The sequence below is a fragment of the Thiothrix unzii genome (assembly GCF_017901175.1).
GTDB classification, from domain to species: domain Bacteria; phylum Pseudomonadota; class Gammaproteobacteria; order Thiotrichales; family Thiotrichaceae; genus Thiothrix; species Thiothrix unzii.
The window spans coordinates 1,678,954-1,693,844 of the sequence record NZ_CP072793.1; the positions used below are offsets into that span (position 1 = coordinate 1,678,954).

Consider the following 14,891-nt stretch of genomic DNA (forward strand, 5'->3'; position numbering starts at 1 on the left):
GGGAAGCCAGCGTGGATTTCAAGGGCAACCTGCAATTTCAAGGCGACGTGTGGACGAATGCCCTTGGCGTGAGATTCTGGTACGATACGCGCCTTGTTTGAATTGCCGATGACATAAACACCATGAACCGCACAAACCAACTTCAACAAGCCCTTGCCGACCGCATCCTGATTCTTGACGGCGCGATGGGCACGATGATCCAACGCCACAAACTGGAAGAAGCCGATTATCGCGGCACACGGTTTGCTGCATGGCATACCGATGTCAAGGGCAACAACGACTTGCTGGTATTGAGCCAACCGCAGATTATCCGTGGCATCCACGCGCAATACCTAGAAGTCGGCGCGGACATCCTCGAAACTTGCACCTTCAACGCCACCACGATTTCGATGCACGACTACGACATGCAAGACCTGTCGTATGAAATCAATGTAGAAGCGGCGAAACTGGCACGTTCGGTTGCCGATGAATACAGCACCCCCGACAAACCACGCTTTGTGGCAGGCGTGTTGGGGCCGACTAGCCGTACATGCAGCATTTCCCCCGATGTCAACGACCCCGGTTTCCGCAACGTCACCTTCGATGCGCTAGTCACGGCGTACATGGAATCCACCCGTGGTCTGATCGAAGGTGGTGCTGACATTATCCTGATCGAAACCATTTTCGACACGCTCAATGCCAAGGCTGCGGTATTTGCGGTCAAGCAGGTGTTCGATGAAGATAATATCGAACTGCCGATCATGATTTCCGGCACAATTACCGATGCGTCAGGGCGCACGCTGTCAGGGCAAACTACCGAAGCGTTCTACAATGCGCTGGCACACGCCGACGCGATTTCGTTTGGTTTGAACTGCGCACTGGGGCCGGATTTGTTGCGTCAGTATGTCGAAGAAATGTCCCGCGTGTGTGCCACCGGCGTTTCTGCCCACCCCAATGCCGGTTTACCGAATGAAATGGGCGAATACGACATGGACGGCGCGGAAATGGCGGTACACATCCGTGAATGGGCGCAAAGTGGCTTCCTCAATATTGTCGGTGGCTGCTGCGGCACATCGCCTGCGCACATCAAATCCATTGCCGATGCGGTAGCTGGAATTGCACCACGCAAAGCACCACAACTGGCCAAAGAATGCCGCCTTTCCGGGCTGGAACCGTTCAATATCGGCGCGAACAGCTTGTTTGTGAACGTGGGCGAACGCACCAACGTCACCGGCTCACTCAAATTCAAGCGCCTGATCAAAGAAGGCAATTACACCGAAGCCTTACAAGTCGCGTTGGAACAAGTCGAAAGCGGCGCACCCGTCATCGACATTAACATGGACGAAGGCTTGCTGGATGCGGAAAAAGAAATGACCCGCTTCCTCAACCTGATCGCATCCGAACCGGATATTGCCCGCGTACCAATCATGGTCGACTCCTCGAAGTGGGACGTCATCGAAGCCGGTCTGAAGTGCATCCAAGGCAAAGGCATCGTCAACTCGATTTCGATGAAGGAAGGCGAGGAAAAATTTATCCAGCAAGCCAAACTGGTGCGCCGTTACGGAGCAGCGGTGATCGTGATGGCGTTTGACGAACAAGGCCAGGCGGATACGCAAGCGCGTAAAATCGAGATTTGTTCACGCGCCTACAAGATTCTGACCGAACAAGTCGGCTTCCCGCCCGAAGACATTATTTTCGACCCGAACATTTTCGCAGTCGCGACGGGCATCGACGAACACAATAATTACGCAGTGGACTTTATCGAAGCCACGCGCTGGATACGCCAGAACCTGCCACACGCGCACATTTCCGGCGGGGTTTCCAACGTGTCGTTCTCGTTCCGGGGCAACAATCCGGTGCGCGAAGCCATCCACAGCGTGTTCCTCTACCATGCGATCAAAGCGGGCATGGATATGGGGATTGTGAATGCCGCGCAAATGGCGGTTTACGACGATATTCCGGCAGAATTGCGCGATGCGGTCGAAGATGTGATCCAGAACAAGGATGCGGGTGCGACCGAACGTTTGCTGGATATTGCCGCGAAATACAAAGGCGATGGCTCGACCGAAGTTAAGAAAGAAGACCTCGAATGGCGTTCATGGCCGGTCGAAAAACGCCTTGAACATGCACTGGTGAAAGGCATTGATGCCTTCGTCAACGAAGACACCGAAGAAGCGCGGGTGAAACTCGGTCGTCCGCTGCTGGTCATCGAAGGCCCGTTGATGGACGGCATGAATGTGGTCGGCGACTTGTTCGGTGCGGGCAAAATGTTCCTGCCGCAAGTGGTCAAATCTGCCCGCGTGATGAAAAAATCAGTGGCGTACCTCGACCCGTTCATGGAAGCCGAAAAAGCCGGTTGCGAGGTGCAAGCCAACGGCAAAATCCTCATGGCAACAGTGAAAGGTGACGTGCATGACATCGGCAAGAACATCGTCGGCGTGGTGTTGCAGTGCAATAGCTACGAAGTGATCGACTTGGGCGTGATGGTTTCCGCCGAAAAAATCCTGCAAGTGGCGCGGGAGCAGAAGGTGGACATTATCGGCTTGTCCGGCCTGATCACGCCGTCGCTGGATGAAATGGTGCATGTTGCCAAGGAGATGCAGCGGCAGGATTTCCATGTACCGTTGCTGATTGGCGGGGCTACCACGTCCAAAATTCATACGGCGGTGAAGATTGAGCCGCAGTTTAAGAACGACATCGTGGTGTATGTGCCGGATGCGTCGCGGGCGGTGGGTGTGGCAAGTGCGTTGCTGTCCAAAGAGCAGAAGCCGGATTATGTGGCGAGCATTCGGGCCGAATATGAGCAAGTGCGCGTGAAGCGGGCGGCGAACCAGACCGAGCGCAAATTGGTGAGCATCGCTGCGGCTCGGGCGAATAAGTTTCAGGTGGATTGGGCGAATTACACACCGCCTAAACCTAACACCCCTACCCCGCTTGTGTTCAACGATTATCCGTTGGCGGAACTGGTGGAGCGAATTGACTGGACACCGTTTTTCCGTAGTTGGGAATTGGCGGGCAAGTTCCCTGCCATTCTGACGGATGAGGTGGTGGGCGAGGAATGCACCAAACTGTATGCGGATGCGCAGGCGATGTTGCAGAAAATGGTGGCGGAAAAGTGGGTGCAAGCCAAAGCGGTGGTTGGGTTCTTCCCTGCGAATGCGCAAGGCGATGACGTGGTGCTGTATACCGACGAGAGCCGCACGCAAACCTTGAGCGTGTTGCACAATTTGCGGATGCAGATGGAGCGTAACGGGCAGCAGCCTAATTTCTGTCTGGGTGATTTTGTTGCACCTGTGGAATCGGGTAAGGCGGACTGGATGGGCGTGTTTGCGGTGAGTACAGGCTTTGGGATTGAGCCGCATTTGAAAGCCTTCCGTGAAAAGCATGACGATTACAGCGCGATTATGTTGGAAGCTTTGTGTGACCGTTTGGCAGAAGCCTTGGCAGAGCGGATGCACGAGCGCGTGCGCAAGGAATTCTGGGGTTATGCGGCGGATGAAACGCTGGATAATGACGCGATGATTGCCGAAAAATATCAGGGGATTCGCCCTGCCCCCGGCTATCCTGCTTGCCCTGACCACACCGAAAAAGGCACGCTGTGGACGTTGCTGGATGTCGATGCAAATACGGGGATGATCATTACCGAATCGTTTGCGATGTATCCGGCGGCTTCAGTGTCGGGTTGGTATTTCAGCCACCCGGATTCGCGGTATTTCGGGATTGGGCGGATTGCGCGGGATCAGGTCGAGGATTATGCCAAGCGTAAGGGGATGACGCTGGCGGAAGCGGAACGGTGGTTGGCTCCGGTTTTGGGGTATGAGGCGTAAACATCCAAGTACATCTGGCAGATACCATAATTTGAGAAGGTATCTGCCAGGTTAAGTTAGATTCTTAGACTTCATATTTTCTATTTTTTCATCAATGAACATCGACGTACTTTCCGCTGTTGAAATGAAATCTTGTAAATAGCCTTTATAAATAGTTAGTTGCTCAATTTCCAATTCTGCATCCGTTTTTTTATTATCTTCTTGCATTATTCCTTCGGGAAGAAATAAACGGACAATCGCACTTGCATCCGTATGAGCATCCAGGCCATAAGCTGCTTGCACCCACTCCAACGATTTTTTATCAACTGCTACAACAACTGCCTTTCGCAGCGAATATTCAATCAATGTTCTTGCCGCTCGATCCAAATATGAAGCCATTGTCAACCACATTTGCATCTCATTTCCCTCTTCAGGAGATTCGTAAGTCGTTGTATTTACAAAGTATGGTTTATCACTGTTAGGATTTAAGCCCTCTAGGGTTTCCCAGATAGGTTCAAACTTTTCAAAAGGTCTACGTCCATCGGGCAAAGAATTTCTTTCCCACCACAAATCCAAGATGGCTTCTACACAACTATTTTCTGCTTCCTGTTTTTCACTATCAACTGCTGTTTCTGCATCAATAATTTTTTCTGCAATATAATGCGCCATCCAACGTGATAAAATGTTTTCTCTTCCAACTATATCAAGCTCAAACTCCTCAATTAGACGTTTTCCCAAGCTCATAATACGAGTAGAGCGTACTGAGTTTTCCCGATGAGTCGAGGAGCAAGAGTTGGGTATAGGGTCTTGGATATTTAAGGTCATCATCTTCTTCTCGATTAGAATAACTATTACAATAACTGCGCTCAATCCGAACTTCAATAATGAGTTGTTTATCAAGTCGTTGCAGCATATCTGCTAAAAACTCAAGTGTGGCTTTTAGTCTTTTTCCCCTTGCTTTGCAATCCCCATGATCTTGTTGCTCACCATTACTCCAAACCTCAGAGATTAAACAAACCTGCTCATTTTCATTTAACCATTGCCTCTTGGTTTTATCTAAATATAGTGAAAATTCCTGTTGAATAAATTCTGCGGGAAAACATACGGGATAAGGAATAGCCTCTGCATGAGGATCATATTCATCAAAATGCTTATCAGAGCTAAAATCTTGAATCCATCCTTGCAAAATAAACTGTTTATGATTAATTTCAACGTGCTCACCAGCATCAGGGATTTTATAGTCATGATGATTTTCATAAGTTTGCAAAACACGCAACAAAGCCATGGATGTTCTTGGAGAAACCAGTGCTGATGATAAGGTTACAGATTCTTTTTTTCTACCTCTAGCATAAGACCAATATCCATTTACATTAATAAAAAAATCATCATTATGACTAGAAACCAGTACATCATAAAAGTCATTTGGCATGACTTGCCAACGCCAATCCTTATTGCTTTCATCGTCATTAAACCAAGGACGATAATGTAATGGTTCAGGATCGCGAGTATCAGCAAGCCAACGACTATCATGGAGAGTTAATGTATGATGATTAAACCAATATCCCCACTCATCTTCTTCCCAACTATAACTATTTTCAACTATAGGCATACTTGTCAATAACTTACCAGCGACCCAAAACATAGCATGATAAGAAAAATAAAAACTCAAAGTGTCAGTTTTCGGATAAGAACCATGTCTATGATAAGTAGGACGCTCCCCATAATATCCTTTCCACTGTCCAGACCTAGGGTCGTCTATATATTTTCCTGTAACAGATAATTTCCACTCATTTCTAATGACTTTTCTTGCTACCATTTGAATTTTTTGAGTAGATAAACCAAAAATACGCCCTAACGGTTCGTACCAATAACGATCAAAATCCCAACCAAAATGTAGATCCTCATCATCCTGAACTTCTTTTTCTCCTAACCATGGTACTACTTGGGAATTCTTCCCATATTCCTCTAATTTTAGTTTTGTGAATGGAGAAACATTAACAGTTTGCAGTTTTTTTACCACTGAATCATCGTATGTACCCGGCATGGATTTTTCGATCAATAACACGGTTTTGACAGCAAAATGCTGGATCAGAACATGAGGTATACCATCTAAAGCAATTTTCTCGAAAAACTTCCCATGCGACAGTAATGAAATTGGATCATCTAATGCAATACGAGCCAAAGCAATCAACAAATATTGCCTTGCATGTAATTCATAAAAAGGTAGCTTTTTATCAACAAATGCCTTCGGGACATCTTTCTTTGACCATGCAATCAGTTGTGCAAGCTCTTGTGTACAACCCAATTCTCCTAATTGTCTAACACAATGAGCAGCATTCCAGCGAACTTTGGCATGTGGTGAAGCCAAAGCTGCCCAGATCAATCCTGTTGCTGCTTCAGATATATCATTAGGTGGCGATAACTCGTTGTTCCATATCCCACCGGCTTGTTCCTCATCAATGAACAACTCTAAACGTTCAAGTGCATATTCAAGTACTCGCTCTGCTTCTTCGGGACTTAACATACGCGCCAACAGTTTTACCAAAGAAAATAATAACTGTGGATGCAATATATCTTGTCCACCCACCAATCCTTCAAGAATAGATTCTGCAATCAGTTGTTCAGAAACATCATACTGACTCAAAAAATAATCAAAATGATGCTTATAGGAATATGAATTTGATAGTAACCTAAGACTTTGTTGCTTGCAAATAGAACGGAAAATCTTTTCTTTATTCTTCTTAAGCGTTATCTTATTCCACCATTCCGGTGGTACATTCTGAAATATGTTTTTAAGATCGTATAAATCAATAGTACTAGAATGAGCTGCGGAGTTAACAAATACATATTCAGAGCCAATAGGGATTTTATGAATAACTGTTTGCCAAAAAATTTCAGGGCTTCTAGTCCCGTCTATTGCATCAAAACGTTTACATGCAATATTTACTGAATCAGTATGTGAAAAATCAATATCAGCAACTAGATCGTCATAGTTATACTTTTCATCATTTAGCTGTAGTGAAGAATAAGAATAAGTTGAATTTACTTCCTCATCTACTCCACCATACCCTTCATAAAAAGCAACTATCGAATTAAGCTCTTCAAACTGAAACATGTGTCTCTGTGTAATTTCTTTTATTTTTAGCCATGTGGCTTTACCAGCTTTAGCCAATTGAGCTTCTTTTATAAATTTTCTAAAAATAGTTTCAATTTTATTATATTCAAGACATTGGCAAGCAATTTTTTCTGAGTCGGAAAAACCTAAAAAACTGGTAAACGCCCAAGCTACCTCTGGTGATAAATGCTTTTGTGCTAGAAGATGATTTATAGCTATTGCCAATAACTCTTCAAAACAACCTACATTACGATCACGCAGTCGGCTTAGTATAGAAAAAACAGAACATGGGGATTGATAAGTTAATGTTTTTATTGCTTCGCGCCAATCGAAATATTTTGATTCAAAGCCGGATACGACTTCACCACAACGTATGAAGCGATAAGCCAATGAGTCTGTTAACCTCCTATTACAAGATGCCTGCTTGCCAAGTGCATTAATAGCCTGCCAACGATCTAATCCTTCATCACCAAATTTAGAAACAACTTCCACTGCTGTATCAAAATAAGCTTTGGCATTTTCTTTTTGCACAGGTAAAACAGCCCTGGCAAGGTCAATGTAGTAATCAGCAATAGATTCTGGTGGCTCATCATTAATACTATCAACCACTTGATAACAAGAATCTTCTAAAAGTGAACGTAGTTCTTCAAGACTTTCATTCCGATAAGCAATATGACAAAACTTCATTCGCTCCAAAAATCGAATTGTATTATCGTTGGGCTTTAACCAGCTTTTAAATTTTTCTATTTCATTAACGGATATGGTTTTCGAGATAACTAAACATTCAAAACGTACACATTGGATTTCATAACGTAGAGGGTCGTATTCTTTATATCTTGAAGCGGTGGCTTTATTTGATGCAGAACTCGCAGCTTCAATACATGAATCAATATTATCAATTGAACCCTGACCTCGAATAATTTTAAGGCGCAAAAACAACCACGGTGAAAGAGCTTCTACAATCTGGCAAAATTCTTCTTTTTCTCTTTTATTATCATAAGACTCTTTCTTATCAAGCCATAATTTCGGCATTAGCATTTGTGATTCTAATTCATATTTTCCATCAAGATAATTAAGGAGAACATGGGGCTTTAAGAAGCTTACCCTATCTTCAAGACCATGATCTGATGAGAAAGATGGTGAAGCTTGTTGAGGCACATGAATTTTTAATAAGCGTTTAATCTTTTTAAGATCAAGTTTATAATATATAGCAGCCTCAGCAATTGCAACATAAGCTGAAAGGTAATCTGGCTCTCCATATTGACGTTTCTTGACCGTTTCTGGACGTATTTTATGATGCGTCAAAATAATTAATGCCGTGTCGATGCATTCTTTAGGTATAAATCTACAGAGTTTAGCAAGCTCGTGTGCAATGCCTAAAATTAGATAAGCGTTACGACTACCTTTTATGGCAAGGTTCTCAATAGCTTCAAACTTAGAATGATCCGCCAAACGCTTGATTATCGGTCTCCCGACACGGTAGCCCAACTCCTTTGGAGACCAGCGCGAAAAAAAATCGATTAAGGCATCATCACCCCTAATGTTCATATGAGTTATTGCTAGTTCAACAATCTCATCATCATGAAGTTTTTCTTTAAAACCTCTATCATTTTTAGATCGCTTACTTCTTTCATTAAAATAAATATTAAGCCAATTTCTAGCGTTACGTAAATAACTCTGAGCCTCACCATGAAACTCATTGATATGCGATAGCAGCGATGCACTATAAGCATGTTCAGAACCATCCCAAGCTCCTGATAATTGACGCTGGAATGCAATTTCTTGAACTTTCTGGATAGGTTCAAATAGAGGTAAGAGATCAATATTTTTCTTAAATAAACTCAATTGACGTTGACTTCCAGCAGTCTCCTCACCTGCACGTAAAGCCAACTTGGCAACACTAAATAAATCTTGCTTTTTCAATGCTGCTTTTAGAGCAAATTGCAAGCGACTTAATTTTACTGTGCGTTGATCAATAGGGCTATCAACAGGTAGAAAATTTTCTGACAACGCAAGATCAATCAGTTCATCATACTGTCCTGCTTTTAGCAAAAGAGCAGGCAAACTTTCTGATGCATAAGCATATTGACTAGTTAATGGTTTTATCGAACGAATAAAATTGTTAAGTTGTTCTTGAGTAGCCTCATAATTATTTTTAAACCATGTTTCCGTTGGTTCATCACGAAACTGGAGTGATTCTTCAAGTAACCATAGAGGTCTCCCCATATCCACAGCAAAGCTTTTTATCATGCTAGAGTCAACATTCGCAATCTCAGCCAATACAATAATAGGAATAAATGGCGGTAAGATGGCTAGGCCAGAACAAAGTAAATCAACATTTATATCGGGGTGTTTCTTCTTAATATCGTTTATTACACTTTGCAAATGAAAAGCTATTTGTTCATCGACGCTGGTTCTATATGGCCCTAAGTATTCCACCGCCTTTTCTAGACTTTCTGCTTGATCTAAAGCATTCGCTTGTACACGTGGATTGCCTCCGCTTAAGCGATGAAATTCGTCAATATCAATTTCAGTTAGTATTGCAGAAGGGAACTTTGCTTCAAGAATCTGTTGGGTTTCTGCTTTATCGAACTCCTGCAAAGGTAAGTCCAAATAATCACCCGGATGTAACTTCAGCAAGTGTTTTCTTTCTGTCCGACACAGAGATACAATCCGCACTCCCGATGGAGGAGGCTCTTGCATAACTTCATGAGCGAAACAGTATTCCTCTCGTTCTGTTGCTGCTATTTCAGCATTATCAGCAGCATCAATCAGAATAACGACACATGCGTCTTCGTCTAATATTTTGAGTTTATTAGCTGCTTGTTCGATACGACTCCTGAAATAGCGAAGATACTGATCACGTGTTGTACTGGCATTTGGCAACAAAGGCTCACATAATCCCCTAACGGCTAGTTCATTGACAATTTGAACTAGTGCCTGTCTATGCTCATGCCTAGGACGACTCGGATTTCTATACGTACCTGCTGCGAAGCAATCAAACACAATACCTACAGAGCTTTCTGGCAAACTCATGCATAACGATTGCGCCAAAACAGATTTTCCCACCCCACCCGGAGCATGAATCACTATCGGCAATTCGCTTTTTAATATTGCCTCATAGAATTCGGCTTGTTGCTTGCGGGGAATAGTTTCTACTAAACCATCGAGCTTTGGTGGAGCCGGAAAAAGCTCATCCGTTGATGTGATTCCAAAACGCAGCAAAACATCTTCTTTTCGTATGGTAGGATAACGAGCAGAGTGAGGCAGTGCTTTATCTTTCACCATAGCAATAAGCGAATCTAATAAACCCTGACTCAGATTACCAGCAAGCAATGGAGAAAGTTCCAATTGCAGTTGCCCACGCTGGATAAGATAATCACCTTCACTATCATTGAATACCACACAACTAGCAAAAGTTTGTAATTCTTGAAATGTTAACTGAGTAAACTTAAGAAGCTTGCTTTCAATTTCACCTGATTCAACAGCTATTTTATTTTTTAGAGCACAAAAAGTGTTTTTTATTTTTTCATCAACCAGACGATTTGAAATAAAACCAAACACCAACTTCTCAGAAGCAAAATCATTCCCGTATTTTCCAGAGAATTTTTTAAAACGCTGGCTAAAACCAGAAAAAGTATTTTCTAACTCGCTTGGAACGAAGTGTTTATCTAACCGACTTGTGGAGTGTTTTAGTTGATGATAGACAATACGCTCAATATTACCATCTTTATTATGATAGTACTCACCAACATCAATAATGTACTCGCCTGCTTCGATATTTTCATCATCTGAAGAATGAGATGCACCTTCAATAGAAAGTTCTGTCAACGTAGTATTGAAATCGAGTAGCCTCAAACATTGACGGGCTGCCCATATGTAATGAAACTCATCACCAGCTCTAGAGCTGCGGACTAAGTTATTAGTATTTGATAAAAATTCAGACATTGGAATTTTTTTGCTCCATTTCTCGCGGAGTCAAGTAAACAGCATCCTCAAAATATAGCTGCATTTTGAGCATCAAAACCCACTCACCCGCAAATCCGCAATCCGAACCATCATGGCACGTTCCGGGTCATACGGAATATCCTGAAAACCGTGGCGTTGATAGAAAGCGCGTACCGATTCATCCAGCGGATGGGTAATCAAACCATAACAGCCCGCCACATCCGCAATACGCAATACCGTTTTAAAAGCGAAAAACAATAATGACGTTGACAAGCCCTGCCCTTGGTATTGGACATCCACCGCCAACTGCCCCAACAAAATGACTGGAATTGCCTCTGGCTTATTACGTTGCTGCGCTTTGACCAAAAACTCACGGCGTATTTCTGCGGCAAGCAGCGTGACGTAACCCGCTATCTTTCCCGTTTCGGTGTCACACACAATATTGGTACGCGATATGTCCGCCTTGTGATTTTTCCATGCGTGGCGTTGAAACCACTCATTCAATGAAGCCCTGCCACAATCAAATTCAGCACGGTTGTCCTCTTCGCTCAACGGACGCGGCTTACTTATTCCCATGCAGGCTTCATCCCGGCAATACGTTGTAATGCAGGTATCGCTTGCGGTGGCGTGTTGAGCCATGCCTCGAAATCCTGCCAGTGTTTAGCAGATATTTCGACCACTACCCGCCCCATCATCTCAATCTCGGCAGATTCTAAGGCTTTGCGCCGGACAAAATCGCTAAGGTTGGTATGGGCGTATTTAGCCGCCGTTTCCAGCAAATTGCGTTCTGTTTCGTTGACACGCACGCTCAGTATGGAAGTTGTCATCGAGTTCATCCTCAAATCATGTATGACAAAAACATACGCCGATTATCATTACGATGCAAGCACGCCACCTTGAATGTTCACACTAAAAGCCCCAACATAAATATACATCCTAAAAGTAGTATAATTAATGCAAGTCATCGGCATCAAAGAACTCCGAACCAACCCCGGCAAGCTAACCAAAGCTTTTCAGGACTCGGTAAAAACCAACATGAAACCATCAAGTTACTGGGGTTACTGGGCGTTCCGGTAGCAGATTATGATTTTACCGAAGATTTGGCAGCGATTGAGAAGATGCTGGCAGCATGAAAGTTATTGTCAGTGACATCACCAGCTTGATTGCGCTGGAAGGTTTGCAATCCATCGAGTTGTTATGTGCAGTGTTTGAAAGCATTCTGATTCCGCAGGCGGTTTTGAACGAATTGTCCGCTGGATCACCCGACATTATCAAAATAATCAACGCTGTAGGTTGCATAGAAATCATTCGATTGGAACCTTCGGAACAACTCAGCAGCCTGCAACTAATACTTGATCCCGGTGAAGCAGAAGCCATCACTTTGGCTTTGGAACGCCAGTTTCCGATCCTGATTGATGAACGTAAAGGCAGTACAATCGCCTTGCAAAAAAACTTGACCGTAACAGGCTTTGCCGGTTTATTACTGCTGTCGGTCAAAAGAAACGTGTTACCGCCTGCTACCGCCCAATCACTGTTGGATCAGGCTATCCGTAACGGCTTCAGAATGTCTGACAAGCTCTATCGGCAAGTATCCGCTGCCTACCAAGCCGGATAAACTGAATCAAAATCCACTCGCCCGCAAATCCGCAATCCGAATTTATCGTTATTCCGAACTCAGGTTACTTCGTCAAACTAGCAAACAACACCGGCAACTGCTCCGGCAACCGATCCACATGGTCAATCACCGTGTAATTATTCTGCCCAAAAATCCGTTTCACATAATCATCCGCGTGTGGGTCAAGCGTCAAACAATACGTCTGCACCCCTTGGCTATACAGCTCCTCCACCGCCTTTTTCGCATCGAAACGCAAATGTTGCGGGTCGCGCTCGTCAATATCCGCCGGTTCGCCATCCGTCACTAATAAAATCAGCTTGCGGCGTTCCGGTTGCTTGTGCAAATGGTATGCAGAATGACGCAACGCTGCCCCCATGCGCGTGGAAAGCCCACCCTTCATCCCCGCCAAGCGTGATTTCGCCTCATCATCGAAATGCTGATTAAAATCCTTCAAGCGGAAATACTGCACATCATGCCGCCCATCCGATGCAAAGCCGTGAATCGCATACGGGTCGCCAATCCCCTCAATCGCCGTCGCCACCAGCGTGGAAGCTTCACGGGTCAATTGCAGCACCGTCTTATCCGAACCTTTCATCGCTTCATTGGTGGATTGCGACAAATCCAGCAATACCACCACCGCCAAGTCACGGTTTTTAATCACATTACGCATGGTAATGCGCGGGTTCGGCTGTTCGCCCATGCGGATCGAAATCATCGCATCCACCGCCGCATTAATGTCGATTTCGTCGCCGTCTTCCAGCCCGCGTTGGCGTTGCACTCCATCGGGAGTCAGCAAGTCGATAATCTGCTTAATGCGATGCGCCACCGGACGGTAAGCGTCAATAATCGCCCGAATATCATCAGGATCACCGCGTTGCTGGCGGCGTTCGTACACCGTCACCCAATCCGGGCGATGCAACTGAATGTGGTAATCCCACTCATGATAATGAAACGGCTCAGAAACCGGCTCTTTGCCCCACATTTCATTGAAAGTCTTGGTGTTATCGGTCAAATCGTCTTCATACGGGCGCATTTCGGTGGAACACGTCCAAATTTCCTGCGCGTCATCGCCCGCGAGTTCGCAATCAACCTCGTTCGCCATCATCATCACATTGACCTGACGACGCACCTGCCGCTGGCTGGCGGGGACGTATTCAAACCCAACATCCCACGTCATTTCCTCCATCGTCCAGACATAACGGTTGTCATCGCGGTAAGGGATGCGAATGCGCTCCAGAATCCGCAAGCTCGGCACTTCACGCCGCCCCGCAAACAGGTTGTAAAGCTCGACCCCCATCAACCACGAAAACTGCCCATCGTCCTGTTTTTCAGCAATATTCGCGTGGAATTTCGCCACGAATGCACTAATTGCCTCATCACCTGCACCCGTCACCTGTTCATCCAGCAACATCAGCGCAATGTTTTCCAACAAACGCATGGTCGGGTGTTCCACCGCGCCGTCATAATTCGCCGTCAGCAGCCGACTCCACAAAGTTTTTAGCCCCGGAAACGCTTGCGTGGCTTTGTATTCAACCCGCGCATCTTCCATAAAGCCGATGAAAAACAATTGCGCAGGGCTAAGCTGTTCCGCCGACAATGCCTTGCGGGTATACATCAAATGCGCCGCCATGTGCGCCGCAGTAGCGCGGTACAATTCCAGCCCCGGAATATCGCCAAGATCATCCACCGCATCCGGCATGTGAAAAATACGGTGTTCGATGTAAGGGCGAAAATCGGTGTAATCCGCACCCGTCGGACGCAAGAAAAAGTCACGCGCCCACAACGCCCGCAAGTAAAAATTCAGCTTACGCTGGGTTTTAACGAACAACACCCCACGGCGTTCTTTCTGCAACGTGGCACGACTATCCGCTGATTCCAGATCAAAATATTTGGTTAAATTATTGAAATCACGCCGATAGGCTTGCGCCCCAAAATTTGCCCAGCGCCGCAAGCCACTCAACGTGAGTTTGGAAAGCAATTCATCCATATGATTCAGCATCGGGCGTAAGCCGCGTGCCGCTGTCGAAGAAAACTGGTGAATAAACGTCAGGTAGCCGCGCACCAATTCCGCATCCCCCAAATGCCGCGAAGCCGTAGGCAGGCTGGAAATCATCAGCGTAATCACTTCACCAGACACCATCGACGACAGTTTCATCGCGGATGTGACCACATCGGGAATAATGTCTTCGCCGCATTCTTTGGCAACCAGCGGCATTTCCTGCAAATAAGTGATGATCAGGTCTTCACCGCGACCAAGTTTCTGAATGGCTTTGGCACCATCCAGATAATCCAGCAATCCGGCTGGTGACATCACCCGCGTGGCTTCTTGGTACGAACCATCGAGGACATCACGCACCCGTGGCGTTATTTTTTCGAGAAATTCCCGATACTCTTCAAGATGGATTGCCATAATTGCCTACCGTTTGGT

7 protein-coding genes are annotated in these 14,891 nt (G+C 45.3%); 2 read left to right on the plus strand and 5 right to left on the minus strand.

What is annotated here, in order from left to right; genetic code table 11:
- Window positions 1-122 precede the first annotated feature (122 nt).
- On the plus strand, window positions 123-3,806 hold the full coding sequence (metH, locus tag J9260_RS08510) for a methionine synthase (protein ID WP_210220575.1): 3,684 nt from the start codon (window positions 123-125) through the stop codon (window positions 3,804-3,806).
- A 51-nt stretch (window positions 3,807-3,857) separates the two neighbouring features.
- Here metH and J9260_RS08515 read toward each other — a convergent pair whose 3' ends face one another.
- The 4 genes from J9260_RS08515 to J9260_RS08530 form a co-directional block, all read right to left on the minus strand.
- On the minus strand, window positions 3,858-4,523 hold the full coding sequence (locus tag J9260_RS08515; protein ID WP_210220576.1) for a hypothetical protein: 666 nt from the start codon (window positions 4,521-4,523) through the stop codon (window positions 3,858-3,860).
- On the minus strand, window positions 4,504-10,848 hold the full coding sequence (locus tag J9260_RS08520) for an ATP-binding protein (protein ID WP_210220577.1): 6,345 nt from the start codon (window positions 10,846-10,848) through the stop codon (window positions 4,504-4,506). The genes J9260_RS08515 and J9260_RS08520 overlap by 20 nt, the downstream gene beginning before the upstream one ends.
- 72 nt (window positions 10,849-10,920) lie before the next feature.
- A complete protein-coding gene (locus J9260_RS08525) occupies window positions 10,921-11,424 on the minus strand; it encodes a GNAT family N-acetyltransferase (protein ID WP_210220578.1) in 504 nt (167 codons plus the stop codon).
- The gene (locus J9260_RS08530) at window positions 11,415-11,675 is read right to left on the minus strand and encodes a type II toxin-antitoxin system TacA family antitoxin (protein WP_210220579.1); all 261 of its coding nucleotides are present in this window, start codon (window positions 11,673-11,675) and stop codon (window positions 11,415-11,417) included. Before J9260_RS08530 ends, J9260_RS08525 begins: the two co-directional genes overlap by 10 nt.
- Window positions 11,676-11,977: 302 nt before the next feature.
- Between J9260_RS08530 and J9260_RS08535 the strand changes: the two genes are divergently transcribed.
- Window positions 11,978-12,463 (plus strand): PIN domain-containing protein, encoded by a 486-nt coding sequence (locus tag J9260_RS08535; protein ID WP_210220580.1) that lies wholly within the window; start codon window positions 11,978-11,980, stop codon window positions 12,461-12,463.
- A gap of 64 nt (window positions 12,464-12,527) precedes the next feature.
- On the opposite strand, the gene J9260_RS08540 is transcribed toward J9260_RS08535, so the two are convergent.
- On the minus strand, window positions 12,528-14,873 hold the full coding sequence (locus J9260_RS08540) for a nitric oxide reductase activation protein NorD (RefSeq protein WP_210220581.1): 2,346 nt from the start codon (window positions 14,871-14,873) through the stop codon (window positions 12,528-12,530).
- Window positions 14,874-14,891: the final 18 nt, after the last annotated feature.